The sequence below is a fragment of the Micromonospora sp. Utrum1 genome (genome assembly GCF_057197805.1).
This window is the reverse complement of record NZ_CM170071.1, coordinates 2103891-2128696: the sequence shown is the minus strand read 5'-3', so window position 1 is coordinate 2128696 and position 24806 is coordinate 2103891. Positions and strand designations below refer to the sequence as shown.

The window sequence follows — 24806 nt, the reverse complement described above, 5'->3', positions numbered from 1 at the left end:
CGACCGTTACCATCTCGACTGTGCCAGTGGCCAAGGGAACTTCACTCGACCCCGCCCGTACGCGGGAGGCGATCCTCGCCTCCGCCACGCGACTGCTCTACGAGCGCGGACTCGACGGGATCGGGGTCGCCGAACTGTGCGCCGCGGTCGGGGCGTCGAAGGAGACGCTCTACCGTCACTTCGGCTCCAAGGACGGGCTGGTCGACGCCGTCCTCGCCGCCCGCAGCGAGCGGGTCCTCCGATGGCTGGCCGACGCGGCCGAGGCGGCCGGGCCGGACCCGGCGGCACAGCTCGCGGCGGTCTTCGACGCGCTCGGGAACTGGTACGCCGAGCCGGGCTTCCGCGGTTGCGCGATCGTCAACGCCGCCACGCAACACCACGGTGACCCGGCACGCGCGGTGGCCGTCCGGCATCTCGACCGCTATCTCGACCTGCTGACCCGCATCGCGCAACGGGCCGGGGCCGCCGATCCGTCGGGGCTGGCCCGGCAGCTGCTCATCCTCATCGAAGGCGCCACCGTCGTCGCCGACCACCACGAGACCGGCGCCGCCGCGGCCGAGTACGCCAAACACGCGGCGCTGGCGCTGCTGGCCGCCGCCGCACCCACAGAAAGGACAACCCGGTGATCGAAGGATTCACCGCACCCGGCTTCGAACCGGTCGCGGAAGCGTTCGAACGAAACTTCACCGACCTCGGCGAGGTCGGGGCCGCCTTCTCCGCGTACCACCAGGGTGAACGCGTGGTGGATCTGTGGGGCGGCCAGGCCGATCCGGAGACCGGACGCCGTTGGCGCGCGGACACGGTGCAGCTGGTCTTCTCCGGCACGAAGGGCCTCGCGGCGGCCTGCGCGCTCCTGCTCGTGGAGCGCGGCGTGCTGGGTCTCGACGCGCCCGCCGCCAGGTACTGGCCCGAGTTCGCCGCGGCCGGCAAGGCCGGCATCACCGTGGGCGACATCCTGTCGCACCAGGCGCGGCTGCCCGGCGTCCGCGAGCGAATCGGCCTCGACGACCTGCTCGACCACGAGACGATGGCGAAGCTGCTCGCCGACCAGGCGCCCGAAACGGATCCCCGGGCGGCCTTCATCTACCACGCGCTCACCTGGGGCTGGCTCGTCGACGAACTCGTCCGGCGGGTGGACGGGCGGTCGGTCGGCGAGTTCTTCACCGACGAGTTCGCCCGCCCCCTTGAGCTCGACACCTGGATCGGCCTGCCGGACGAGCACCATGACCGCGCATCCACCATGCTGGCCGCGCCCGGCTTCCTGCTCACCGCGGAGCCGCCCTCCACCGATCCCCTCGTCGTGCTCACCCACAATCCGCTCGTCGTTCCCGGAACACCCGCCTTCTGGAACAGCCCGGAGTTCCGCCGGGCCGGGCTGGCCGCCGTCGGCGCGTTCACCACCGCCCGGTCGATGGCGCGGTTCTACGCCAGCCTCGCGGCCGGTGGTTCCCTCGATGGCGTACGCGTGCTCGAAGCCGCCACGGTGGAACTCGGCCGGCGGGAGCGCCGTCGGGGGCTGTCCGCGCTCTCGGACAGCCAGATGGCGTACGGGGCCGGGTTCGAGCTCGCCACCGACGCCCAGGTCTTCGGACCGGCGCCGGACGCGTTCGGGCACGTCGGAGCGGGCGGCTCCCGGCACGGCGCCTGGCCCGGCAAGCAGGTCGCCTTTTCGTACGCGATGAATGAGGCCCGCGCCGAGTATCCCGATCGGCGGTCCCGAGCACTCCTGAACGCGCTGCACGAGGCGGTCACCGCACTGGGTTAGAACTGGCGCCCCGCCCCGGCCAAGGTCCGGGGCGGGGCACCTTCATGCGGCGTCTCGTCGAAACCCGCCGCTAACGGAGCTGGCTGATGTTGCGGGCGAAGACGTACCGTTCCTGCTGCGTCTCGGTCAGGTTCCAGAGCCAGCCGGTGTTCTTGTCGTAGGCGAGGTCTTCGGGGTGTGCCAGCAGGTCGTTGTAGTTCACGAGGCTGCCGGGAACCCACGTGACGAGGTCGCCGTTGGCGTTCCCGTTGGCGCGGGCCATGTAGTACTTGCCGTTGACGCTCGTGGCGCCGTTCATCTCGTTGACGTCGACCTGGATGGCCTCCACAGCAGTGGCCACGTTGCTCGTCGCCGCCAGCAGCCGGGTGGTGGCGTCGATGTTCCACCGGAACAGGCGCTTGTGATCGGCGGGGTCCTCCGGCAGACCGTATTCGCCGACCACGATGCTGTCCGGCGTGGTGGTGCGGTCGAGCGAGATGAACGACCACTGGACGGGCCGCTCGCCCCCGGTGGGGGCCTGGGCGTCGTAGGCGGCACTCTGCGGCAGCACGTACGCGTAGTTGTGCGCGGTGTAGGTGCCGTTGGACTGCCGGCCGATGGTGGTGTCGTCACCGTTGGCGGTGACCTTGAGGATCTTCGTGGTGTCGAAGACCCGGATTCCCCTGCTGGTGTCCACCACGTAGAGCAGCTTTCCGTACCACATGATGCCGCCGGCGTGGAAGTGGATGGCCTTGAAGTTCGGCGTGCCGGCGCCGCCGGTCGACGGGTCGAGGTAGGGCTCGACCAGAAGGACGTGCCGGTACTTCGGCGCGTCGGGGTTGGTCATGTCGACGAAACTGATCCGTGCGCCCTTGCCGGTGGTCTCGTCCAGATGGTCGTACCACGAAACCAGGGGTGACCTTGCGGCCGTTGTAGAGGCCGCCGTCGGCGTAGTCGGCGCTGGTCGTGAGGCCCTGCGGGTACCAGAGGCCCGTCCCGTCGGTGGTGTTCTTGTCCCACGTCCATCCCTGCGCGAACCCGCTCATCTCCGACAGCAGGATCTTGCTGCCGGTGCGATTGGCCGAGTTGAGCACATCGTCGACGGTCGCCCACGGTAGCGAGCCGGCGAGCTGGATGTCGTTGATCACCTGCGCGTAGGGCGCGGCGGTCCCCGCCTGCGTGGTCGTTCGGTACTTCAGCTTGAAGTGACTCGCCGTCAGGTAGGAGAGGTCGGCCGAGACCGGCTGGGGACCGATGGGCGCCCGAGCAGCGGCCGCCACGGGTTGCTGACCGGTGGCCCGCTCCGGCAGCGATTGCGACGGGGGTGGCGGCGAGGCCCTTCAACAGGGCGCGTCGGTTGATCATCATGACGGCCGAAGGTAGCCGCGGCACACGAAGATCATCAATGATCGAGATCACATTGTCGTCAATCGTTGTCGATGGAATGCGCGGGATCTCGGTGCGGAGCGGGCCTCCTCGTCGGCAACCGGCAAGGCGATCCGTCTCCCGGTGAAAGGTGGCCGCCTGTCCGCCCCATTGCCTCGTATCGCCGGGCCAGGTCTCCGGGCATGATGTTGTCGTGTCGGACGCGGGACGGTTGCCGCCGTAGCGAAGCATTCGGTGTGGCAGTCCGGGTGGGCGGCCGTGTTGGCGGCCTGGCTCGGGGTCGCCTGGATCGAACTGGCCAGCCTGCAGAACGCCTCCCTCCTGCTGTTCGTGATTCCCCCGTTCGAGCTCGCGGTGTGGTTCATCGCCATCGCGCTGACCGTGCGCCTGGCCTACCGCGCCCGAGCCGGACGTCCTGCGGCGCTCGCCACCGCGGCACTCCTCCTGGTGGCCTGCGGGTGGTTCACGAACTGGGGCCCGTTCCACCCAGCGTCGTACTGGGCCACCCACCGCTGGGCGTTCAACGCCGTGGCCGACGGTGTCCGGCAGGGGCAGATCGGCACGTCCCGCGACTATTACGGCGAACTGCTCCCCCTGCAGCTTCGGGATCTGTCCACCAGCGGCCGCGCGGCGGTCGTCGGCGGCCAGGACGGGAAACCGGCCGTATTGCTGCCCCAATGGGTCGGTATCCCGGACGACGCCGGCGGATACGTCTACCTCGAGGCCACACCGCGCCGGACCTGGTCATCGACCTCTTCGGCGAACCCGCTCGGCTGGCCGGCGGACAGCACCTCGCCGACGGCTGGTGGTACGTCCTGCCCGGCGACTGACCGACGCCACTGTCCGGGCGCCTCAGTCGGTACAGCGTGTGTCGGGCGCTCCAGGCCTGGTCAGGCCCGCAGAACACCAGCGCTGTCGCCCCTCCGGCCGCGGAGCGTAACCGCCACGGCGCCGGACGAGCGACCACTGGCGAGTCACAGGCAGCACCAGCAATACAGGTTCTCGCCGGCGTCTCGTGCGCGCCGCGCAAGCGCGGCAATCTCCTCGATGACAGGCAGCATCTGGTCGTCGGGCAACGGGCCTCCCCACGCCAGCTCGTCGATCCGTCCCCACCGTGCCGACAACTCCAGCACTCGCGCGTCGTCGATCGAGGCGAGCGTGTCCCGGGTCGCGCCGTCGAGGGACATCAGCCAGGGTCCTTCGTGCTCGTCGCGGCTCCACAGCAGCTTGAGATCAACCAGGTTGACCTCCCAGTCGACACCTCGGACGAAACTCACGAGCTTGCCGAGGGTCACTGTGGGCTCGATGCCCTTGAGGTCGATCGCATCGACAGCCGCGCCGTCGCCACTGGCGACGACCGGCCCGCCATCGAAATTCTCCATCAGGCTGACAGCCGCAGCGTCATCCTCAGCCCGGAAGTAGTCAAACAGCACGCCCATGGCGAGCACTCCACCACGGGCATACGACATCGCTCGGACACCCGCTGCGGCAAGGGCGCGCACCGATCAAGCGGTCATCCCGGGCCGACTCGGTCCCGCCGTGGCCGCCTGGAACAGCGCTGCTGTTGACCTGAGGTGGGCGGCCAGTTCCGCCGGGCCGCTGACGTTGAACGGCAACCCGATCGACGCGAGCCGGAGCGCATGCCATTCGAGGGTGTCGGGCGGCGCGAGCCACCGGCAGGTACCGTCCGGCTGGTCGGTCAGGGTGCCCGGCGGCGGCCCGCCGAGGCGGTCCACCACGTGGGCGGCCGGTGCGTGGATCACGACGTCGGCCGGGTACGTCGGGGCCATCTGCATGGTCCGGCTGGCGACGAAGGCGGCGACGTCCCCACCGGGTACGTCCCTCGTGGCCGCGCGGGCACCGGTCGCGGCGACCTTCGCGACCCGGTCCAGTCGGAAGGTCCGCCAGTCGTCGCGGTCGAGGTCAAAAGCGAGCAGGTACCAGCGCCGCCCGGCCGTCACCAGGGCCCGCGGCTCGACGTGCCGGCCTTCGTCGCGGTACTGGAACCGCAGCCGCTCGTGGTTGGCGATCGCCGCGGCGGTGACGACCAGGCTGTCGGGGTCCACCGCCTCCGCAGCCAGCGAGAACGGGTGGGCCACCGTGGAGGAGGCCAGGGTGTCGACCCTGCGGCGTAGTCGGGCCGGCAGAACCTGAAGCAGCTTGCCCATCGCGCGCACCGCCGCCTCGTCCACCCCGGCCACCGGTTGCGCCGCCGCCGTGCGCAGCCCGATGGCCACGGCGACAGCCTCGTCGTCCTCGAGCAGCAGCGGCGGCATCGCCGCGCCGGCCGTCAACCGGTAGCCGCCCAGTCCGCCCTGCTCCGCGTGCACCGGATAGCCCAGCTCCCGCAGCCGGTCGATGTCGCGCCGCACGGTCCGGCCGGACACCCCGAGCCGCTGCGCCAGCTCGCTTCCCGACCACAGCCGAGGGGTCTGCAGCAGCGACAGCAGGGACAGCAGTCGGGCACGCGCGTTGGACATGGCTGCCATTGTGCCGCTCGACTAGGACGGGAACTGACCTATACGAGATCTACCGTGGGCGCAGTTCGCTACGACGAGGGAGATTTGCCATGAGCAGCACCGCACCCGCCGGATACACGACCGTCGCGCCGTGGATCGTCACGCCGGACACCGGGCAGTTGCTGGACTTCATCACCGCGGTGTTCGAGGGGGTCGAGCTCGCGCGGGTACGCCTGGAGGACGGGACCATCGGCCACGCCGAGATCCGCGTCGGCGACACCATCCTGCTCGCCTTCGACCAGCAGCCGGACTGGCCGGCCATGCCGTCGCTGCTGCGGGTCTTCGTCGCCGACGCCGACGCGGCGACCGAGCGCGCGGTCGCCGCCGGAGCCCGCGTGGTCACCGCGCCGGCCACCCACGCCTTCGGTCAGCGGGGCGGCCGGGTACGCGACCCGTTCGGCAACATCTGGTGGATCAGCATGGTGGTCGAGGACGTCGCACCCGAGGTGGGCATGCGGCGGCTCGCCGAACCGGCGTACGCCGAGGCGATGCGGGACGCGCAGGAGACCCTGGACCGGGAGCTGAGTGGCCGCACCGACAGCCTCGTCAGCCGCCCGCTGATCGGCTGATCCACACCTCCCGGCAGTTCGGGGCGTGCACGATGACCAGCACGGCCGACGGACGATGACGCCTTCCAGCTCGCTGTCGGCGAGGTAATGCGCCGTCACCGCAATTACCTCTCTGTCGGCGAGGTAATTGCGGTGACGGTCTTCGGTTGCCCCGCAAGGATGGTGCGTCGAGGGGGTGCGACTGCGGATGGCGCTCATGGATCGCAGGGATCAACTGGCTCGACCCGTCGCCTTGGTGACCGGTGCCGGTCGCAGCGCCGGCATCGCCGCGTCAGTGGTGCTGAAGCTGGCTGAGACCGGCTGGGATGTCGCATTCACCTACTGGACCCCCTACGACGAGAGGATGCCCTGGGGAGCGGATCCCGATGCCGTGACGCACCTCAGCGGTGGAGCCGCCAGGCACGGGGCAAGCACCGTGGCAATCGAGGCGGATCTCAATGATCCTGACGCCGCGGCTGGCACTTTCGAGGCTGTGGAGCGCGAGCTCGGGCCGGTCACCGCACTGGTCCTCGCGCACTGCGAGAGCGTGAACTCGGGGCTGCTCGACACCAGCATCGAGAGCTTCGACCGTCACTTCGCGGTCAACGCCCGCGCGAGTTGGCTCCTGATCCGCGAGTACGCCCAACGGTTCCAAGGGGCGCACGGCACCGGACGCATCGTCAGCCTGACCAGTGACGCCACTGTCGGCAACCTGCCCTACGGCGCCAGCAAAGGCGCGCTCGATCGGATCACCCTGGCGGCCGCCCGAGAACTGGCCCACCTCGGCGTGACCGCCAACGCCATCGACCCGGGTCCAACTGACACCGGTTGGATGACCGCAGAGATCAAAACCGCGGTCCTGGAGTCCACGCCGCTGGGACGCCTCGGCCGCCCACAGGACTGCGCGAACCTCGTCGCCTTCCTCTGCTCATCCGACGGAGGCTGGATCAACGGTCAGCTGCTGCACAGCGACGGAGGGATCTCCTAACCGGGACGTTCTGCTTCCTCCCTCGCCGAGCGGACGAACCTCGGGCCAGCGAGCACGCAGGTGCAGCGTCTGGTCGCAGGCCCGAGCAACGCCCGCCTCGTGCCTTCCAGTCCGTCGAGTGCCGAGGAGGTGAGGGTGATGCAGCAGGGGTAAGGCGCTGTTCGACAGCCGCTGGCTGGGTCGACGGTCACGGACGTCGGCGAGCAGTTCACCGTCTCTCCGCTGTCGTCTAAAGGACGGTGACTGCGCCGGGAAAGGCTGCCTGGAGGCGAGTCAGGTCCTGGGCGGAGGGCTCAATGAGGTACCGGTGGGTGGCGGCCCGCAGGAGGGGCAGGTCGGAGAGGCTGTCGGTGTAGGCGTAGTCGACGGGCAGCGTGACGCCGGCGTCGCGGAGTCGCTGCACCTTCTGCGCCCCCCGGCAGCCGAGGGCCGGCCACATTCCGGTGCGCCCGGCACGGAGTCGGGCAGCGATGACCTCCACCTCGCCCAGGCCCAGCTCGGCGCAGATGGCGGCGGCGAGCGGGTCGGCGCATGCGGTGACGATGATGACGCGGTCGCCGATGGCGAGGTGCCGCTGGAGCCGGTCGAACGCGACCGCGATGCGCTTCTGGGCGTGGGTTGCGGCGAACTGTTCGGCCAGGGCGGTGAACTGCGCCTCGGAGAGACCAGCCGACGCCAGCCAGAGGAAGCCGGTGATGGCCACCCGTCGGGTGGGCGACAGGAAGAGCATCGGTACGAGGAGCGGAGCGAGTACGAGCGACACCGCCGCGCGCCACCGCTGACGGAACAGCAGATGGCGGGTGAACTGGGCGAACGAGTCTCCGCGTACCAGGGTGTCGTCGAGGTCGAAGACGGCTACCCGGCGTGTCGAGGCGGTCATCAAGCGCCTTCCGTCGGCATCGATCGTCCCGGTCAGTCCAGCACCTCGACGGTGTCACCGGCACTGACCGTACGACCTTCGGGCGAAGACCCACCGGGTTCGGCCCGCACAGTCATCTGGAGACCGAAGAGGAGCTTCTGGCCGACGTTTCGCCGTGCGGCGAGCATCCGGAGCGGCTCCCGCCCCCGCTCCCCGGTCTCCTGGTCGATCGTCGCGACCAGACAGCGACCACACTCGCTGACGCCGTGGAACACGGCCCCGCCGATCCTGATGCGCCGGCCGACCCACCCGCCCTCGGCCCACGGCGCGGCACCACTGACCACCACGTTGGGGCGGAACCGGCTCATCGGCAGCGGCCCCTCGGTGCTGCCCGACTCCAGCAGCCAGTCGTTGAACGCGTCCAGCGACGCGGCGTTGGCCAGCAGCAACGGACTGCCGTCGGCGAAGCTCAGCTCGGCGCCGGAGCCGGCCGGAACCGGCCAGGGAACGAGGTTGCCGGTGGGGTCACCGAGCCAGACCAGCCGAGCGGTGCGCCCCAACAGCCGGTTGAGCCAGTCGTCCGCCTCGCGGCCGGCGGCGCGTACCGGTGCGGGCGGCCGCCCCGGGAACACCCGGACCTTGATCGCCTCACCGCCGGTCGGTTCGGCCAGATCGAGCGGGGCCAGCCCCGGCGCCTCCAGGGTCAGACCGCCCGGCCGGGACACCGCCCGCATCGTCACCAGTTCCCGGTGCTGGCGCTGCGTCAGGCCGACCCCGCGATCGTCCACGATCAACCAGCGCCGGTCGCCGTCCAGGCCCCACGGCTCGACCCGCGCCGTGTCGCGGTCCATGCGGCGGCACCCCTTCACCGGGTACGTGTGAATTGAGGCGACTCGCACTCGGCCAGGATGACACGACCCGGCGTGACGCCGGAACCCTCGCTCCGGCGGCCGTCCCTGACTCCGGATGGCTGCCGCACCGTGACGGGCCTGATCATCGCTAGATGATTGAGTCCGAAGTCTGAGCTGTGTGGCTGGGCAGCTTGACTTGGACACGGCGAAGGGTATCGATGTCAGTTTGTGAAGACAGACCTCGATACCCTTCTGACCGCACTCTACGTGTTCCTCGACGATCACGTCATCGGCCGTCGCCGGATCGGTCGCCCGCCGCTGCTGTCCGACGCCGAACTGCTGTGCCTGGCCATCGCGCAGGTCCTGCTCGACTTCCCCCGTGAGCGGCACTGGATCCGCTACGCCCGTAAGCACCTGCGTCACCTGTTCCCCTACATCCCCGACCAGTCCGGATACGGCAAGCGGCTACGAGCCGCCGGTCCGCTGATCGCCGCAGCGATCCGACACCTGGCCGAGAACACCCCGACCGGGGTACCGATCCTGCGGCTGGTCGATTCCACGCCCGTGCCCTGCGGAGCCTCTCGCGAGACCGCGAAACGCTCCGACCTGGCAGGCGACGCCGGCTACGGCTACTGCGCCTCCCACTCCCGCTACTTCTGGGGCATGCGCCTGTATCTGGTCACCACCGTCGAGGGCATGCCGGTGACCTGGTGCCTGGCCAACCCGAAACTCGACGAACGCGACGTCCTGGCCGCCCTGCTGCAAGTCGACCACCACCTTGTCCAGTCCGGGCAGGTGATCCTGGCCGACCGGGGCTTCGCCGGTCAGACGTTCGAGGCGTTCCTCGACGACCTCGGTGTCCACCTGCTGCGCCCCGCCCGCAAGGGCACCCGGGACTCGACACCGAGCTGCACCGAACAACGTCTGCTGCGCATGCGCCAGTGGATCGAGGCGATCTTCGACACCCTCAAAGGCCAGCTCAGTCTCGAACAACACGGAGCCCGCCGCCGGGCCGGCATCTACGCCCGCGTCGGCCAGCGTCTGCTCGCGATGGCCACCTGCATCTGGCACAACACCAACACCGGCGCACCCAGGAAACGATCACTCATCGCATACGACCACTGACCAGCCCGAACTTCGGACTCAATCATCTAAGGGATGTCTCGTAACCCTGGCGTCCGTCTCTTGAGGATGATCGGGCAGGATGCCCGGGTGCAGGTGATCACCGCAACCCACCCTGAGTGGATCTTCCCGTTCACCGGGCTGCAGCCCGCCCAGTTCCGCAAGCTGGTCCGGCTGGTCGCCGAGCGTGGCGGTGACGCCATCGCCGACGGCCGGCCGGGCCGGCAGTGGGCCCTGGACCTCGCCGACCGGGTGCTGCTGGTGGCCACCTACTGGCGCACGAACCTGACGATGCGCCAGATCGGCCCGCTGTTCGGGGTGTCGCACTCCGCAGCGCACCGGGTCATCGACACCCTTGCGCCGCTACTGGCCCTCGCGCCGGTGCGCAAACGGCCAGTCGAGCAAATCGCCATCGTCGACGGCACCCTGATCCCCACCCGCGATCACCGCCTGGCCGCCCGGAGCAAAAACTACCGCTACTCGGCGAACCTGCAGGTCGCCATCGACGCCAGCACCCGCCTGGTCATCGCCATCGGCGACCCACAACCCGGCAACCGCAACGACACCATCGTCTACCGCACCAGCGGCATCGACCAGAAACTGGACGGGCGCCCGGTGATGGCCGACGGCGGCTACCGCGGCAACCCCGAGGTGATCATGCCGTACCGCAAGCCCGCCGACGGCAGCGACCTCCCGGACTGGAAGGAAGCCCTGAACGTCGAACACCGCAGGGTCCGAGCAGGGGTCGAACACGCCCTGGCCAGGATGAAGTGCTTCAAGATCCTGCGCGACTACCGCCGCGCCGCCCACACATTGGCCGACGCCACTTCCGGCATCGCCAACCTCCACAACATCATCCTCGCTGGCTGACCACCGGTCCGGCGTCGGGCAACGCCTTCACCCAGTTACGAGACGTCCCTTAGGTGGCGAATTCGACGCCGGCGAGGGAAACGGTGCGGTACGCGGCGAGGCGTTCAGCTTGTTCGACGATGTTCTTGCGCGTGGTCGCGGACAGCTTCTGCCACGGCTGAACGGCGACCTTCAACGTCTTGCCGGACTTGCGGGGACGCCAGGTGCCGACCAACTCCCCGTCGACCAGGACGGCACCGGGGCGACCCAGCACGGGCCACAACTCCTTGGCGTGAGCCCTGCTGGGCACCAGGGTTGCTCGGTCCTTGGCCTGAAGGAAAAGGTCGAACGGGCCGAGCAGGCGGGTTGCCGGAGCGTCGGCCGATTCCAGCGCCGCTTCGTCGGCGGCCAGGAGCGAGCACGCCACGCCGCCGACCATCACCTCGATCACGTCTTCGGGCCAGCGCGCCTTCACGTCCTTGACCGGGGCATCGAGATAGTCGGCCACCTGTTTGGGGGTAGCCGGGCCGAGCAGACGAAGGTACGCGCGGATGAGGTCGAATCTGTCGCCTGAGGCGGCCTTCTTGAACTTCGCAATGGGCTGCAGGACCGGCGGCGACGTGTCGAATTGCAGCTCCAGCCCGGCCCGCACGGCGGCCAACCGGAACGGCATCTCGTAGAGATGGGTGGCGTCGCATGGTCGGCAGAACCGCAGATACGGCTCGGGCATCGCCTCGGCCAAGCGCCCGGAGACGTCCCCCTTGACCATCGGCTTGGTGACGATGGCTCGCATCTGAGCGGCCACCTCGTCGAGGGCAGCCAGGTTGCCGACGCCGGCCGCCTTCAACGGCCTGGCGGCGTCGTAGATGCGCTTGCCCGCGTCAGCGTCGGAGAACGGCTCGACCGCGGCAGCGACCTTCCCCACGTCGACGCGGCGGTAGAGGTGGGGAGCGCCTCGCACAGTCCACAGCAGGATCAGCTCCTCCACGGGCAACGCCGCCACATCGACCCCGCGGATGGCCAGCGCCCATCTGCCGCCATCCGGGCCGGTCTCCTGAACCCCGATGTCGAGCACTGCGGTGTCTCCGAGCGCGCCCTCGGCTCGGTCAAGCTGCTGCGCCTGAACGCGGAAGTTCATCACCTGGCGTTGCTCGATCACCTCTTCACCCTAAGGGACGTCTCGTAACTGGGTGAAGGCGTTGCCCGACGCCGGACCGGTGGTCAGCCAGCGAGGATGATGTTGTGGAGGTTGGCGATGCCGGAAGTGGCGTCGGCCAATGTGTGGGCGGCGCGGCGGTAGTCGCGCAGGATCTTGAAGCACTTCATCCTGGCCAGGGCGTGTTCGACCCCTGCTCGGACCCTGCGGTGTTCGACGTTCAGGGCTTCCTTCCAGTCCGGGAGGTCGCTGCCGTCGGCGGGCTTGCGGTACGGCATGATCACCTCGGGGTTGCCGCGGTAGCCGCCGTCGGCCATCACCGGGCGCCCGTCCAGTTTCTGGTCGATGCCGCTGGTGCGGTAGACGATGGTGTCGTTGCGGTTGCCGGGTTGTGGGTCGCCGATGGCGATGACCAGGCGGGTGCTGGCGTCGATGGCGACCTGCAGGTTCGCCGAGTAGCGGTAGTTTTTGCTCCGGGCGGCCAGGCGGTGATCGCGGGTGGGGATCAGGGTGCCGTCGACGATGGCGATTTGCTCGACTGGCCGTTTGCGCACCGGCGCGAGGGCCAGTAGCGGCGCAAGGGTGTCGATGACCCGGTGCGCTGCGGAGTGCGACACCCCGAACAGCGGGCCGATCTGGCGCATCGTCAGGTTCGTGCGCCAGTAGGTGGCCACCAGCAGCACCCGGTCGGCGAGGTCCAGGGCCCACTGCCGGCCCGGCCGGCCGTCGGCGATGGCGTCACCGCCACGCTCGGCGACCAGCCGGACCAGCTTGCGGAACTGGGCGGGCTGCAGCCCGGTGAACGGGAAGATCCACTCAGGGTGGGTTGCGGTGATCACCTGCACCCGGGCATCCTGCCCGATCATCCTCAAGAGACGGACGCCAGGGTTACGAGACATCCCTTAGGCAGCGCCCCCGACAGAAACGCCACGGCAGCCGGGCGGGCGGAGAGTTGGCTGCCTCGTTGCTGCCTCCACCGTCGGCCTTTCCGGCGCCGCTGCGCTCGGTCATTCCGATAGGGCGCCCTCGGCTGCCGGTTTCCGGTCAAACGGGCGGAACGACTCAGACGGCGACGGCGGCCATCTGGGTGCACGAGTCGGCGCACCGGCGGCACTGCTCGGCGCACCGCATCATCTGTTCATCTGCGCCGAACTGCGCGCAGTCGACAGCGCACGCCTGGCAGATCTGGGCACAGATACGCGATATCTCCGCATTGAACCGCGACCCCCGCCCCATGAACGCCGCCACCGTACGACAGATCTCCGCGCAGTCCACCATCAGCTTGATGTGCTCGGTCTCAACGTGCCGGCCGCCTTGATGCAGGCAGTAGGTCAACGTCTCGTCACAGATCCTCGAACAGTCCAACGCGTCAGTGATCGCGCGCGCCATCACGTCCTTGGCCATGCCTTGCGCCGACATCTCGACCTCCGACCTCCTCGCACACGTGTCGCGAACGGCCCCGGGTACCCGGCCTCCGGTCGACTAATCGGGATGGCCGTCATCGTTGGTCCGGCGTTGACGCCCAGGAACAGTCCGAGGTCGGTGAGTTGAATCGGAACATAGAGCCGCAGTCACGCCAGCAGCGGAAAGGAGGCACAACGGCTGCATGCTCGGAGCTTCGTTCGTGCCGCCGCTCGTCCGTGTGCTGGCGTCCGGCGGCGTTGCTGCCACCAGCCGTTCCGCCGGCCGATCCCGTCGGGGCCGCGTACATGCTCTGGCTGGCCAAGCACGGCGGCGAGTACGGGCTGTGCCAGATCTGGCGCAACGAGGCCTGGCGCTACGAATTGCGCCCCGAAGCGATCGACGACAGCTGCTGTCCGAAAATGTATGTCGACCCCATCCAGCCCGAGGATGCAGCGCGGTGAGCGAGGACAGACGATGACGCAGGTGGAGACGGCAGGGACCGAAGGGGGCGGCGCCGGCCAGCAGGATACCGGCGCCGGGACCTGGCGCACGCGCATCCGCCGGGCGATACGCGCAGCTTCCCGGCCGGGCCCCTGGAAGCGCGGCCGAGTGCTCGCGGCGCTGGCGCTGCTGCTCGGGCTGCTCATGCTGCTGCACGCCAAGATCCCGAACCGGATCGGGAACCTCGGCAGCCTGGTGGAGACTTTCCTGCCGTGGTTCGGTCTGTTCATCCCCGTACTGCTGATCGGGGCGCTGTGGCGCCGCTCCGCCTCCGCGGTGGCCGCGCTGCTGCTGCCGGTCATAGTGTGGCTGAACCTCTTCGGCGGGCTGCTCGGGGACAAGTCCCACCCGGGCAGCGACCTCACCGTGGCCGAGCACAACGTCCGCGCCGCCAATCCCGACCCGGCCGGCACCGCCCGCGACCTTGCCGCCTCCGGGGCGGACGTGCTGGCCCTGGTGGAGGTTACCGAGCAGGCCCGGGCCACGTATGAGAACGAGCTGGCGAAGGCGTATCCCTACCACACGGTGCAGGGCACGGTCGGGCTGTGGAGCAAGCTGCCGCTGTCGGACTCCCAGCCGGTCGACACCAAGATGGACTACGGGCCACTGGCGGCCACCAAGCCGGCGGACGTCAAGATGGCCTACACCCGGGCGTTGCGCACCACGGTGACCACGGACCAGGGTCCGCTGGCGGTGTATGTGGCCCACCTGGGGTCCGCACGGGTGAATCCCAGGGCGGGCTTCTGGACGACCCACCGGGACAGAAACGCGCAGGCGCTCGGCGAGGCCATCGCCGCCGAGCAGAACGAGCGGGTGGTGCTGCTCGGCGACCTGAACGGCAGCATGGACGACCGGGCGTTCGCCAGCATCACCTCGCAGCTGAGTTCGGCCCAGGACGCCGCCGGGGATGGCTTCGGCTTCACCTGGCCGGCAAAGTTCCCGGTGGTGCGGATCGACCAGATCCTGGTCAGAGGGGTGAAGGCGGAGAGCTCCTGGGTGCTGCCGGCTACCGGCAGCGACCACCTGCCGGTGGCGGCCCGGATCACGCCCTGATCACGGCAAGCCCGTGCGAGCGCGTACCGCCACCGTTGATGTCAACCGCTGATGTCAAGCCGACCCCTCGCTCGATCGATGGCCCGCCGTTTGGTCATTCTTTCGCCGAGCCCAGATGGCCGTCTCTGATGCCGCTACCAGATGATGATGCCGCCGTGTACCGGCCTGGCGCGGTCCACAGCGCGCCGGACGTTAGTCAGGTAATGGAGGATGCGATCCGCGTCGTATCCAGTCGCGGCGGATAGTTGCTCGACGTTCTCTGCCAGGAATATGCACTCCTGCTCGAAGGCGTCAAGCTGACCTGGCGGGACCTGGAGATTCCCACGGTTCTCAACCGTGATGTCAGCAAGTTGCGGCAGGAACGTCGCGCCGAGACGCCGAGCGGCTGCGGAACCCCACAGCTTATAACGAAAGCTTTCAGCTCCTACCCCGGTGCTGGTGCCCGGCGGATCCACCACAACGTGCCGACCGGCGTAGGCGTCGTCGTCGGGTATCCACACCGAGATATCGAGGCTCATCCCACTCCCGTCCTGTCTCGAAGCACGGCTACTTTAAGCGATGACCAAATGCACTTGCTGCCTTCTCGCTGCCTCCGGACAACGACTGACACCTGGTCCCTGGTGGAACGGGAGTTGGGGCCGCGTGGCCGGGCACGGCCAACCGCCGGCAGGCTCACTAATCAGCTCAGGCAGTGCACCCACACCACGGCTTTGGCCAGCCAGCTGCCAGTCCCGTGTAGGTCGATGATGCCGAGCTCCACACGCTGTCCATGGGAGTCAGTCGCCAGACAGGTCGGGCGGGTGCCCTGATAGTCGGCGCCGGAGGCGTCCGTCCATGGCACCTCCCCCAGCAGCACCATGCCCTCGCCCTCGCGGCGACCGTTGTCGGCCGAGAAGCCGATTGCCGTGCCGTCCACGTTGACCCCGGTTACCACACCCCGCACAATCGCCGGCCGACCACGGTCGCCGACGGTCTGCCACATCACCGTTCCCGCCGCGGCGACGACGGCAAGCAGGAGCACCGCCGCCCACACCGGGATGCGCATGGGTCTGGTCAGGACGGACGACAAATTGCCCACGACAGGGGTCACCGCCGCACTCTACGTTGGTCAGCGGCAGGTGCGAGCACTGCTGGGCTGAAATCTACGGCGGCGGTTTCGAGCGGCCCGAGGTAGCTGACCCACGCATTACGAGTCGGCCGTCAGATGCCCCTTGAACCCTTGGCCTTCGTGTTGGTTGTGGCGTCCGAGTCCGCAATCGTCTACTGCTGCTCGCCGGTTCGGCTGCTCGCTTGGCTGTTCGGCTGAGTACTGATGCGAAGGTCGCAACGTCCGCTCGGGTCCAACGGGTTCGGCTCAGAGAGCCGACAGCGGTCCTCCTCGTCTGGCCTCTGCCGCCGCCGTTGATGCCAGCCATGGATGTCAAGCCGAGTCCCTCAGGTCCCCGAAAACGGTCCCGGGCCTCCCGGATGGCTGCCGGCCCAACCGATGCCCCCGGGCGGTTGCTTCCACTCGGAGGCACGCCTCTTCGACAGGCCAGGCCATCGTTTACGTGCGGCCTGCCGACTGGCGCCTACCGCTGCGCCAAGCTCGGGATAGCCGGCACCGTGCTGCACCGCTTCCTCGGCATTGGCGGACACGAGGTCCGCGAGAAGGCGCCGCATGTGCTCACCTGCCGCCATCCGTGCAAGGTGAGTCCGCATCCTCTCCGCGGAGCTTGGCTCCTGGGCAGCGCTGCCCTGGGCATCCACATCAAAGTTGTGCAGCCGCTGCGCCCAGTCATCGGCAACAGCACCCAGTTCCCGCCGAAGTTCCCGTCGCTCGTCCGACGTCAGCTCGCGCATGATCGGCTCCCTCATCAATGGACTCCGACTCCAGCGTCCGCTCGACAACCAGGGTTGTCAAGCGTCGTGGGCATGTGTGGTGGCGAGGGGTGAGGACGTTGTCGCCTCGGCGTCCCGTGAGGCTCTCGCCTCGAGAGTGACCCGCGCATTACGAGTCGACTGCCCGGCGCTGGTCCACCGCCTGGTCCTCGCGCCCGCCTGGCGCCCGGGTCCGCCATCATCCGCCGACGCTCGCTGGCTTGGCTGCTCGTTTGGCTGCTCGGCCTTCAGCAGCCTCGGCCTTTGGAGTCGGTGAGGGGGGCCGCAGCACAGGAGTCAGGGAGAGGTTCGGTCCTGTCCGCCGCCAATCTTTCTGCCCGGTGGTACAGGTCATCAGCGATGTTGTCCCAGTCGGGGCCGAAGGCGTGGAGATCACTGGCCGCCACACGCAGCAGCTCGACATCCTCCGGCCGTTGGAGGCAGGCCAGCCGGAACGCGAGATTCCGCGCCCAGACCGGGAGCCCTATCCAGTCCTCCTCCAGCATCACCTTCAGCATCCCCACTATCTCGTCGGCCGATGCGAAGGTCACCACCTCGACAAATGCGCTGGCGACCCTGGCGCTGTGCCGCTGGGTAAGCAACCTGGCCAACTCAAGCAGCGACATGCACTCCGGCGCGAAGGGCTCTGCGTCAGCAGGCTCCCGGGAACGGTTCCTGGTAGCCCTGTCAAGCAACGCCCGGAGCCGACCCGTCGTCTTCACAAGTCAGAACCTAACCGCTCCCCACCTGACGACCCGATCACGGCACAGACGCCTAACGATGGTCTGACGTAGGTGAGTTGAAGCAGAACTAAGGGCCGCTAGCTCACGACCAGCGGGATCGGCCCTCGACGCCTGCTCATGCGGCGTCAGGGGGCTGCCATGGTTCGCCGCCGGTTGACGACGTTTGACGGTGTCTTGTGCCCCGCTTGCGCCCCAGATCCTTCATCGAGGGCTACCCACCCTTGCCCCCGTCCCCGAAGCTGCGATCAGGAAGGCAGGTGCGCTTGCCGGACGATCCGACCTCTTACCGGGGCATACACCGACCCTTCATCAGCGACGGCCTTGACCGTTCCGCACATGTTCCGGATCTTGTCTTCTCGGCCCCGGATCTATGGGTTCCAGGCGAGGCGGTAGCGACCCTCGCGACCCATACGGAAGAACCTTCGCCGCGAAACGGCACGGGCAGCCGCCGGACGCGACGAACAGTATGCTGCGCCCCGAATGGAAGCGGGGGATCAATGAGTGTGGGTGATCGAATGCGCGGCGGAGCGGTCGTCGCGGGCGTGCTGGTGGTAGCGGGACTTGCCGGCTGCGTGAAACAGGCCGTCCCGCCACCACCCCCACCGCCGTCGGTAAACCCCGCGCCGTCGGCACCGCCCAACGAGCCCGAGGCCCTGATGGCGACCATTCACGGGCTGGTCGAGCAGGCCGGTGTCGGCGACGACATCCGGGAGCGCAAGATCGAGGTCGGCGAGCGGTACGGACCCTGCGACCTGCTCATCGCCGACCAAGACCGGTCGAAGGTGGGCGGGTTGGAGTTCGATCAGGTGTGGGGCGCCGGCCTTGAGGTCAACCCCGTGGGGATCTTCATCGACGTCCAGCCCCCGATGACCCTTCTGGACGTCAAAGTGATTGGTCTGCAGGATGCCTCCGCGGCCGTCGCGGCCGCACGTGCGGCGCGCACCGCACGGTGCCCGAGGGAGGCTTTCCGCCTCAGCATCGGCATGGCGACTGCCCAGTGGGGCGCGCGCACGGTGACCATCGAGTCGACGAGCGCGCGGCTGACCACGGCGACGGTGAGTCGAGTGGACCCGGAATCCGCAGACGGAATGCCATTCCTGCCCGGCGATGCGCGGCTGATCTTCGCGCACGGCCGGCTGCTGATCAGCATCGAGGCGCTCATTTTCTGGCCGCCCAAGGTGAGCACCGCAGCCGAGGTCACCGCCAAGGCTCACGAAAAGGCGACATCCCTAGCTACGGCGATCGTGAAGACCCTCCCAACGGCAAGCGAGGGTTGAGCCCGCGCGTCGCGACGCGGCTTTGGCAGGGATCTATCAGGACCTGGGTGACACTCCGCGCAGCGTTGGTGGGGTGACCTCGAACAGCAGTATTACGCGTCGCCGGCTCGGTCGGGCAGCTCAATGCCCGTGCGGGCATGCCTGCGCCGACCTCTGGCTAGATCTGTGGATCAGCCTGCGAGTCCCACCAGCGCGGCAGCCCGTCATCCGGGGCGTCGGGGCTGGCGAAGCAGAACGGCACGCCGATGCTGCCTGCTATCGCCTGGCCTTTCGCGATAGCTTCCGCGGCTTCCGGCCATGGCGGAACCTCGCCTCTGAACAAGCGGAGATCGCTGCCGTGGCGAAACCCGGCCAGCGGCTGCTCGTCGAAGCAGGGGTGGTGGCGGCTTGGCCGTCGCACAATCGCGTACAGCCTCACAAACCATCCTTGGGTGTCTCCATCCCACAGAGCTTCCACGGCAACAACCGGATCCGTAATCGCCGTGACTGTCTCGACCAGCTGCGGCACCTCGACCGGCGGCTCTTCAGGTTCGATCAAGCCCTCCGCGTGAAGCCAAGCCGAGCGCTCAGCCATCATGTCCTGGGCTTCGTACAAGCTCGGCTGAGGATCAAGGACGCCGTCCGAGCGCAACAACATGACGGCATGTATCAGCCGCCGCTGGCGAAGCTGCTCGTCGATCCGATCGCGCACCTGCGAAGACAGCGACGTCCACCACGAACCCTGTTCCTGCACGACCCCAGTCTCACCCACCCGAGTTCCGAGGTCGTCTAGCCAGATGTGTCACCCACGTCCCGAGACTGATCTGTCACGCAGGTCCTGAGACCCGACAACGCCGGCAGGCGGCTGTCGGGCTCCAGTTGATCCTTTACACATCAGCTTCACTTGAAGGGCGACAGTTGGCCGCCTCTCTCCGGGCTGCAACGGGATGCGTGCGATCCGCGAGCAGCGGCGTCGACCCCTCGCCCTGCGCACGTTCGACTGCCTCAGCGAACCTGGAGCGCGTGTCGCCGATCCCTGCCACTTCGGCTGACCGCAGTCGCCGTGGGCTCCCCCGAGAAGATGCCCCAGCTCCGGGAGGCACTCGACCAGTACCAGATCTCCGCCGCTACGACGCCTGGTACGCCCACATCACCCTGGCCATGGCCGCCGCCGCGTTCCTCATCGTCACCCGCACCACTGCGAACGCCACCAGCAAACACCCGCCGACAGCGACGAGGACGGCCTGATCCCGCTGACCGTCAACGAGATTAGGCGCCTACTCGCCGCGCTCGCCTTGACCATCCAGCACACCGCCGAACACGTACTGACCTGGTCGACCTTCCGCAGCCGCTGCCTCCAACGAGCCCGCAACTCCCACTACCGCAAACGACTCAGCACACTCGGAAGCTATGAACCGCCGTAACAGTATTAGAGGGCTGGCCCGCCGTATGGGTCGTGGCTGAGCTGCTGGGTGCCGCCCTGCGGGGGCCCGCTGTACGGGCCGGGGAACCCGTCGGCCGGCGGCCTCGTGTGCAGCACCGCGGTCGGTGCGTCGCTCATGCCGGCTCCGGCCGGCGCCGTCAGCTGAGTCGCCGCATGCGGAGCCGGCTTGTCCGGCGTGTTCCGGCGGCGGTTCACCATCAAAGCCAGTGCGCCCAGGCCGGCGGCGACCAGCAGGCCGCCCAGGATGAGCGGCAGCGAACCGCTGCCCTCGTCGCTGACAGCTTCGAGGGCGGGGGGTGTCGCCGCGGCTACGCTGGTCTCCGGCTCGGGAGCCTCGTCCGCTGCCGCCGTTGCAGTGGGCGACTGCGGGGTCTTGGCCGGGGCGGCCACGGCGGCCAAGGTCAGCCGCACGCTCGCGGTGTCACCAGCGGAGCCCTGTACGCTCGTGCGGGTGGTGCGATAGCCGCCCAGGGCCGCGACGACCGTGATCGGGCCCTCTGCGATCGTCTTGCCGGCACCTGACTTGATCGAGAACCGGCCGCTCCGGTCGCTCGTCGTACGGAATTCGTGCCCGGCGCTGTCCCGGACGGTCAGGGCCACGCCGCCGATCGCCTTGCCGCTGGTGTTGCGGACCACGCCGGACACCCCGTCCACCTCGGACGACGGCGTGTCCGCACCGGGTTGCGGCGCGCCCGCGCCGGGTTGCGACGTGCCCGGGCCGTGAATGTAGACCATCTTGTAGTCGAAGCTGTTCTGCCCGTCGAGCCGTACGGCGACCGAGATGTTGAGACCGAGGATCTCGCCCGCGTTCACCTGGGGCGCCACGACGGTAGCCTGGAAGTTCTGGCTCTCGCCGGGTTTGAGGGTCGGCTCCACCCGGCAGCCGGTGGTGCATTGCAGGCCGCCACCGACCACCACGACTGCCGTTTCGGCCCCGCTCCCGTTGTTCGTGACGCGGAACTGAACGCGAACCTTGTCGCCGGGCTTCACGTTCTCCGCCGACACGCTCAGGATGCTGATGGGTGCCGCGGCACCCGCCACGGGTGCCGCGGACACCGCGAGCGTCCCCCCGGTCAGCGCGATAAATGTGGCGACCCGGGCCCATCGGGCACGTAAGCGCGTCGTCAATTCATACCACCCTTTCCACGGGCAGGCGACATCGGCCGATGACACTACTGGGACCGGCCGAACTCGGCGTAGCGGGGTTGGCCCTCGTCTAGCGCGTCGAGGGCAGATTGCACCCGGCGTGCCATGGACGGCCGGAGAAGCGGCACGGCCTCGTCGTAGGTCAGGAACCGTAGGTCCTTGAGTTCGTCGTCGGTCGGCTTGAGGTCGGCGGCCTGGTCCTCGTCGAGCTGTCCGCCGTCGACGATGAACATGACGCCGTCTGGCCGGACGCCGTGAGCCGGAATCCAGTCCACCACCAAGAGCCGGCCAACAGGCAGGTCGAGCCCGATCTCCTCGCGGATCTCCCGGCGGCATGCAGCCAGCGGCGACTCGTCGGCATCGGCCACGCCTCCGGGGATGTCGAGGAAGGGCTTGTAGCCGGGCACCACGAACAGAATCCTTCCGGCGTGGTCGCGGATCAGGGCGCCGCCGGCTACCCGCTTGCGGGGCAGGGCTGCCTCAGAAAGTCCGGCCGGATGAAGATCCGCTCGGGGCGGGGCCCGGGGTCTTGCCGTCGCGATTGCCGCCGTGCTTGCCAGAGGTGCTCCAGGTTCTGCCGGACCTCCTCGTGCAGCGGGATGCTCCCCTCGGGCCCGTCGCAGGCGCTGAGCAGCCGCTTGTTGATGGCCGCCCGGTCCGGCCGGGCCGCCCTGGGGCGGCCCGGCGGCGGCGAGACGAGGTTTACCGCTTGCCCCCCAGCTCCCCGACGTACCGGGTGAGCTGGACCAGAACGTCAATTCAGTGGCGGCGGGTCCGCGGGTGGCGGGCGGCCAGTGCCAGGACCGCCACCAGGACGACGCCGCTACGCGGCCTGGTGCTCGCGCAGGTAGCGGATCAGGCCGGCGACATCCTCGGGGACGAGGCGTCCGATCGCCCCGCTGGAGTAGACGCTGACCACGACCTTGCCCTCCGGGTCGAGCACGAAGCCGGTCGACTGGAGGTACCTCGGGTCGTCGTTGACGAAAGCGCCGGTCGCCTCGGCGTAGGCGGCGGGGTCGGCGCTGTGGCCCACCGGGAACTCCAGACCGTCCTCGGCGATCGTCTGCTTCGTGGTGGCCTCGTCGTCGACCGAGACCGCGACCACCTTGACGCCGAGTTCTTCGAGCTTCCCCAGCGACCGCTGGAAGGCCCGCAGCTGGGCCTTGCAGTACGGGCACCACGAGCCGCGGTAGAAGAGGACCACGCCGAAGCCACCGGCGAGGGCGTCGGGCACTCGCAGGGTCTCCCCGGCGGGCAGGGAAAGCGTCAGCGCGGGAAACTGCTCACCAGGCTGTAGCAGGCTCATTTCTGAATCTCCTTGTTTCGGTTGACAAATCTTTTCTGGGACCGGTTGGCAACTCGGCCGGTCCGGAATTGGGGACCGCCGCGCGGGAGGCGCCGTCTCCCCGATCGGCGGGCCGGCCAGTGGGTGCGCGCCGTGCGGTGTGGAGCCGGGCGGCCCGCCCACCGGCCGGATCAGGCGTCAGGCGGGATCGAAGACATCCCAGACCTGTGCCGTGCGGTTGTCGGCGGTCAGGCGGGCGAGCAGCGACCCGGCGGAGTGTTCCGGGGTGAGCAGCTTCCCGTCGGCGTGCGAGCGGATGAACCGCTGGTGCAGCGCGACGCCGATCTCGGCCGGATCCTGGTAGCGGATCCAGGCCTGGATCGCGGTGTCCACCGGCCCAGGGCGGTAGACGTTAGCGGTGACGCCGCTGCCGTCGAGTTCCAGGCCGAGGTTGATCGTGTGGGCCTCGAGCGCGGACTTCGTCGCGAGGTACGCGTTGCCGCCGATCATCGTGCCCGGGTTGGCGACGGCGCCGGTGGAGACGTTGACGATCCGCCCCCAGCCCCGCTCGACCATTCCGGGCAGGAACGCGAACGTGAGCGACACGGCGGCGATCACATTGATCTTCATGGCAGCGGCCCACTCCGTGGCGTCGACCCGCACGCTCGGCGCGAGCGGCCAGACCACCGCCGCATTGTTGACGAGGATGTCGACATCGCCCAGCTCGTCGCGTACACGTCTGATCGCACCGGAAAGCTGCTCGTCGTCACCGAGGTCCGCAGGTACGACGACCGCCCGGGAACCCAACTCTTGGACGAGAGCCGCAGTTTCGGCGAGTTCGTGCTTGGAACGTGCCAGGAGGGCGACGGTCGCGCCAGCCCGGCCGAGTCCGACGGCGGTCGCCCGGCCGATGCCCCGCCCGGCGCCGGTCACCAACGCGGTCCTGCCCGCGAACGAATCAGTCATGCATGTTGGCGGCGTGTTTCGAGCGAGTTCTTACCGCCATGAGACCGCCGTCACAGCGTGGGTCGCGAATAGTCCTCCCGGTCCGCGCCTTCCCAGGTTCCGCCGGATGTCCTCGGGCGGCCATGTCTAGAGTTCGGTGTGTGATGCCGGCAGACCCGACGACGCTGGACGACAGCCCGGACCCCTCGAGCCGACTCGACCGGGAGTCGGCCGAGTGGGTACGCACGCTCGGCGGCAGCGGCGCGGAGCGGGAGGCGGCTCTTGTACGGCTGCACGAGCTTCTGCTGCGGGTCGCGCGCGGCGAGGTACGGCGCCGGAGTGGGCTTCTGCGCATCGACGGCCCGGAGCTCGACGATCTGGCGTACCAGGCGGCGGCCGACGCGCTGCTGGCGATCACCAGCAAGATCGGGCAGTTCCGGGGGGAGAGCCGCTTCAGCACCTGGGCGTACAAGTTCGTGATCTTTGAGGTGTCGAGCAAGATCGGCCGCCACTTCTGGCGCCAGCCCCAGGTGCCGCTGGAGGCCGAGGAGTGGGAGCGGTTGCCGGACCGGTTCGGCCTCGAGCCGGCCCGGGAGTCCGAGTGGCGCGATCTGGTCACCGCGCTGCGCCGGGCGGTGGAGACGGAGCTGACCGAGCGCCAGCGCCAGGTCTTCGTCGAGCTCGTGCTGAACGGCGTACCGTTGGACGCCCTGGTCGAGCGGCTCGGGTCGAACCGGAACGCGATCTACAAAATCATGTTCGACGCCCGGCGTAAGCTGCGAACCGCGCTCGCCGCTCATGGGTATCCGCATGACAACACCTCGGAGCAGCGATGAACCACGCGTCCGCACTCGACCGTTTCCTGCACACGGATCCCGAAGACGTGGGCTGCGGCCAGGCGATGGAGATGCTGCACGTGTACGCCGAGTTGGCCGCCGCGGACGCCGAGGCGGCGGCCGAGCGCTACCCCGGACTCGCCGCTCACCTGCGCGCCTGCGGCCCATGCAGGGAGGACCTCGAAGGTCTGCTGGTCGCGATAACCGGTCCGGGGCTCTGACCCGGCGGCAACTCGTTCGGCCCCGCTGTAACCGATACGGGTCCGCTACGGGATCGGAAGCGATCGCGCCGAGAAGCCGCCCGCCTCCAT

General features: G+C 68.9%; 29 protein-coding genes and 1 pseudogene. 13 read left to right on the top strand and 17 right to left on the bottom strand.

Annotated features, from left to right (window positions below; genetic code table 11):
- Nucleotides 1-26: 26 nt before the first annotated feature.
- Together AC0OLQ_RS10425 and AC0OLQ_RS10420 are read left to right on the top strand one after the other, a co-directional pair.
- Nucleotides 27-626, top strand: coding sequence for a TetR/AcrR family transcriptional regulator (locus AC0OLQ_RS10425; RefSeq protein WP_484531142.1), 600 nt, complete (start codon nt 27-29; stop codon nt 624-626).
- On the top strand, nt 623-1765 hold the full coding sequence (locus AC0OLQ_RS10420) for a serine hydrolase domain-containing protein (RefSeq protein ID WP_484531141.1): 1143 nt from the start codon (nt 623-625) through the stop codon (nt 1763-1765). The genes AC0OLQ_RS10425 and AC0OLQ_RS10420 overlap by 4 nt, the downstream gene beginning before the upstream one ends.
- Nucleotides 1766-1835: 70 nt before the next feature.
- Here AC0OLQ_RS10420 and AC0OLQ_RS10415 read toward each other — a convergent pair whose 3' ends face one another.
- The gene (locus AC0OLQ_RS10415; RefSeq protein ID WP_484531140.1) at nt 1836-2591 is read right to left on the bottom strand and encodes a hypothetical protein; all 756 of its coding nucleotides are present in this window, start codon (nt 2589-2591) and stop codon (nt 1836-1838) included.
- Between the two features lie 1216 nt (nt 2592-3807).
- On the opposite strand from AC0OLQ_RS10415, the gene AC0OLQ_RS10410 reads away from it, so the two are divergent.
- Nucleotides 3808-3960, top strand: a complete 153-nt coding sequence (locus AC0OLQ_RS10410; RefSeq protein WP_484531139.1) for a hypothetical protein — start codon at nt 3808-3810, stop codon at nt 3958-3960.
- Between the two features lie 144 nt (nt 3961-4104).
- Here the strand turns inward: AC0OLQ_RS10410 and AC0OLQ_RS10405 are convergent, their stop codons facing one another.
- Both AC0OLQ_RS10405 and AC0OLQ_RS10400 read right to left on the bottom strand, forming a co-directional pair.
- Nucleotides 4105-4569 carry a hypothetical protein gene (locus AC0OLQ_RS10405; RefSeq protein ID WP_484531138.1) on the bottom strand — a complete coding sequence of 155 codons (465 nt, stop codon included), beginning with the start codon at nt 4567-4569 and terminating at the stop codon, nt 4105-4107.
- Nucleotides 4570-4635: 66 nt separating this feature from the next.
- A complete protein-coding gene (locus AC0OLQ_RS10400; protein WP_484531137.1) occupies nt 4636-5610 on the bottom strand; it encodes a helix-turn-helix transcriptional regulator in 975 nt (324 codons plus the stop codon).
- Between the two features lie 89 nt (nt 5611-5699).
- Between AC0OLQ_RS10400 and AC0OLQ_RS10395 the strand changes: the two genes are divergently transcribed.
- Together AC0OLQ_RS10395 and AC0OLQ_RS10390 are read left to right on the top strand one after the other, a co-directional pair.
- The gene (locus AC0OLQ_RS10395) at nt 5700-6218 is read left to right on the top strand and encodes a VOC family protein (protein WP_484531136.1); all 519 of its coding nucleotides are present in this window, start codon (nt 5700-5702) and stop codon (nt 6216-6218) included.
- 187 nt (nt 6219-6405) lie between these two features.
- Nucleotides 6406-7185, top strand: a complete 780-nt coding sequence (locus tag AC0OLQ_RS10390; protein WP_484531135.1) for an SDR family oxidoreductase — start codon at nt 6406-6408, stop codon at nt 7183-7185.
- Between the two features lie 229 nt (nt 7186-7414).
- On the opposite strand, the gene AC0OLQ_RS10385 is transcribed toward AC0OLQ_RS10390, so the two are convergent.
- Nucleotides 7415-8065 carry a haloacid dehalogenase-like hydrolase gene (locus AC0OLQ_RS10385; protein WP_484531134.1) on the bottom strand — a complete coding sequence of 217 codons (651 nt, stop codon included), beginning with the start codon at nt 8063-8065 and terminating at the stop codon, nt 7415-7417.
- A 32-nt stretch (nt 8066-8097) separates the two neighbouring features.
- A complete protein-coding gene (locus AC0OLQ_RS10380; protein WP_484531133.1) occupies nt 8098-8943 on the bottom strand; it encodes an MOSC domain-containing protein in 846 nt (281 codons plus the stop codon).
- Between the two features lie 180 nt (nt 8944-9123).
- Between AC0OLQ_RS10380 and AC0OLQ_RS10375 the strand changes: the two genes are divergently transcribed.
- Together AC0OLQ_RS10375 and AC0OLQ_RS10370 are read left to right on the top strand one after the other, a co-directional pair.
- Entirely contained in the window at nt 9124-10020 is an 897-nt protein-coding gene (locus AC0OLQ_RS10375) for an IS982 family transposase (RefSeq protein WP_484531132.1), read from the top strand.
- A gap of 87 nt (nt 10021-10107) precedes the next feature.
- A complete protein-coding gene (locus AC0OLQ_RS10370; RefSeq protein WP_484532318.1) occupies nt 10108-10887 on the top strand; it encodes a transposase family protein in 780 nt (259 codons plus the stop codon).
- Nucleotides 10888-10936: 49 nt separating this feature from the next.
- Here the strand turns inward: AC0OLQ_RS10370 and AC0OLQ_RS10365 are convergent, their stop codons facing one another.
- From AC0OLQ_RS10365 to AC0OLQ_RS10355, 3 genes are all read right to left on the bottom strand, one after another.
- Entirely contained in the window at nt 10937-12025 is a 1089-nt protein-coding gene (locus AC0OLQ_RS10365) for a winged helix DNA-binding domain-containing protein (protein WP_484531131.1), read from the bottom strand.
- 62 nt (nt 12026-12087) lie between these two features.
- Nucleotides 12088-12867 (bottom strand): transposase family protein, encoded by a 780-nt coding sequence (locus tag AC0OLQ_RS10360; protein WP_484532318.1) that lies wholly within the window; start codon nt 12865-12867, stop codon nt 12088-12090.
- 217 nt (nt 12868-13084) lie between these two features.
- Nucleotides 13085-13426, bottom strand: coding sequence for a four-helix bundle copper-binding protein (locus AC0OLQ_RS10355; protein ID WP_357333262.1), 342 nt, complete (start codon nt 13424-13426; stop codon nt 13085-13087).
- A gap of 305 nt (nt 13427-13731) precedes the next feature.
- Between AC0OLQ_RS10355 and AC0OLQ_RS10350 the strand changes: the two genes are divergently transcribed.
- Together AC0OLQ_RS10350 and AC0OLQ_RS10345 are read left to right on the top strand one after the other, a co-directional pair.
- Nucleotides 13732-13887, top strand: a complete 156-nt coding sequence (locus AC0OLQ_RS10350; RefSeq protein ID WP_484531130.1) for a hypothetical protein — start codon at nt 13732-13734, stop codon at nt 13885-13887.
- A 106-nt stretch (nt 13888-13993) separates the two neighbouring features.
- Nucleotides 13994-14980, top strand: a complete 987-nt coding sequence (locus tag AC0OLQ_RS10345) for an endonuclease/exonuclease/phosphatase family protein (protein ID WP_484532317.1) — start codon at nt 13994-13996, stop codon at nt 14978-14980.
- 134 nt (nt 14981-15114) lie between these two features.
- On the opposite strand, the gene AC0OLQ_RS10340 is transcribed toward AC0OLQ_RS10345, so the two are convergent.
- From AC0OLQ_RS10340 to AC0OLQ_RS10325, 4 genes are all read right to left on the bottom strand, one after another.
- Nucleotides 15115-15498 (bottom strand): hypothetical protein, encoded by a 384-nt coding sequence (locus AC0OLQ_RS10340; RefSeq protein ID WP_484531129.1) that lies wholly within the window; start codon nt 15496-15498, stop codon nt 15115-15117.
- 161 nt (nt 15499-15659) lie between these two features.
- On the bottom strand, nt 15660-16070 hold the full coding sequence (locus tag AC0OLQ_RS10335) for a hypothetical protein (protein ID WP_484531128.1): 411 nt from the start codon (nt 16068-16070) through the stop codon (nt 15660-15662).
- Nucleotides 16071-16414: 344 nt separating this feature from the next.
- Entirely contained in the window at nt 16415-16822 is a 408-nt protein-coding gene (locus AC0OLQ_RS10330; protein ID WP_484531127.1) for a hypothetical protein, read from the bottom strand.
- A gap of 266 nt (nt 16823-17088) precedes the next feature.
- Nucleotides 17089-17562 carry a hypothetical protein gene (locus AC0OLQ_RS10325; protein WP_484531126.1) on the bottom strand — a complete coding sequence of 158 codons (474 nt, stop codon included), beginning with the start codon at nt 17560-17562 and terminating at the stop codon, nt 17089-17091.
- Nucleotides 17563-18098: 536 nt separating this feature from the next.
- Between AC0OLQ_RS10325 and AC0OLQ_RS10320 the strand changes: the two genes are divergently transcribed.
- On the top strand, nt 18099-18860 hold the full coding sequence (locus AC0OLQ_RS10320; RefSeq protein ID WP_484531125.1) for a hypothetical protein: 762 nt from the start codon (nt 18099-18101) through the stop codon (nt 18858-18860).
- Between the two features lie 157 nt (nt 18861-19017).
- Here the strand turns inward: AC0OLQ_RS10320 and AC0OLQ_RS10315 are convergent, their stop codons facing one another.
- Nucleotides 19018-19593 (bottom strand): hypothetical protein, encoded by a 576-nt coding sequence (locus AC0OLQ_RS10315; RefSeq protein ID WP_484531124.1) that lies wholly within the window; start codon nt 19591-19593, stop codon nt 19018-19020.
- Between the two features lie 348 nt (nt 19594-19941).
- Between AC0OLQ_RS10315 and AC0OLQ_RS10310 the strand changes: the two are divergent.
- Nucleotides 19942-20087, top strand: a pseudogene (locus AC0OLQ_RS10310) (IS701 family transposase); the annotation flags it as partial.
- Between the two features lie 181 nt (nt 20088-20268).
- Here AC0OLQ_RS10310 and AC0OLQ_RS10305 read toward each other — a convergent pair.
- The 4 genes from AC0OLQ_RS10305 to AC0OLQ_RS10290 form a co-directional block, all read right to left on the bottom strand.
- Nucleotides 20269-21288 (bottom strand): carboxypeptidase-like regulatory domain-containing protein, encoded by a 1020-nt coding sequence (locus tag AC0OLQ_RS10305; RefSeq protein ID WP_484531123.1) that lies wholly within the window; start codon nt 21286-21288, stop codon nt 20269-20271.
- Nucleotides 21289-21455: 167 nt separating this feature from the next.
- Nucleotides 21456-22187: an NUDIX domain-containing protein gene (locus AC0OLQ_RS10300; protein WP_484531122.1), complete on the bottom strand. Its 732-nt coding sequence runs from the start codon at nt 22185-22187 to the stop codon at nt 21456-21458.
- A 65-nt stretch (nt 22188-22252) separates the two neighbouring features.
- Nucleotides 22253-22735, bottom strand: coding sequence for a peroxiredoxin family protein (locus AC0OLQ_RS10295; RefSeq protein ID WP_484531121.1), 483 nt, complete (start codon nt 22733-22735; stop codon nt 22253-22255).
- Nucleotides 22736-22912: 177 nt separating this feature from the next.
- The gene (locus tag AC0OLQ_RS10290) at nt 22913-23680 is read right to left on the bottom strand and encodes an SDR family NAD(P)-dependent oxidoreductase (protein ID WP_484531120.1); all 768 of its coding nucleotides are present in this window, start codon (nt 23678-23680) and stop codon (nt 22913-22915) included.
- Between the two features lie 143 nt (nt 23681-23823).
- Here AC0OLQ_RS10290 and AC0OLQ_RS10285 point away from each other — a divergent pair, with 143 nt between their 5' ends.
- Together AC0OLQ_RS10285 and AC0OLQ_RS10280 are read left to right on the top strand one after the other, a co-directional pair.
- A complete protein-coding gene (locus AC0OLQ_RS10285; RefSeq protein WP_484532316.1) occupies nt 23824-24495 on the top strand; it encodes an RNA polymerase sigma factor in 672 nt (223 codons plus the stop codon).
- Nucleotides 24492-24716 (top strand): hypothetical protein, encoded by a 225-nt coding sequence (locus AC0OLQ_RS10280; protein ID WP_484531119.1) that lies wholly within the window; start codon nt 24492-24494, stop codon nt 24714-24716. Before AC0OLQ_RS10285 ends, AC0OLQ_RS10280 begins: the two co-directional genes overlap by 4 nt.
- The last annotated feature ends 90 nt before the right edge of the window (nt 24717-24806 follow it).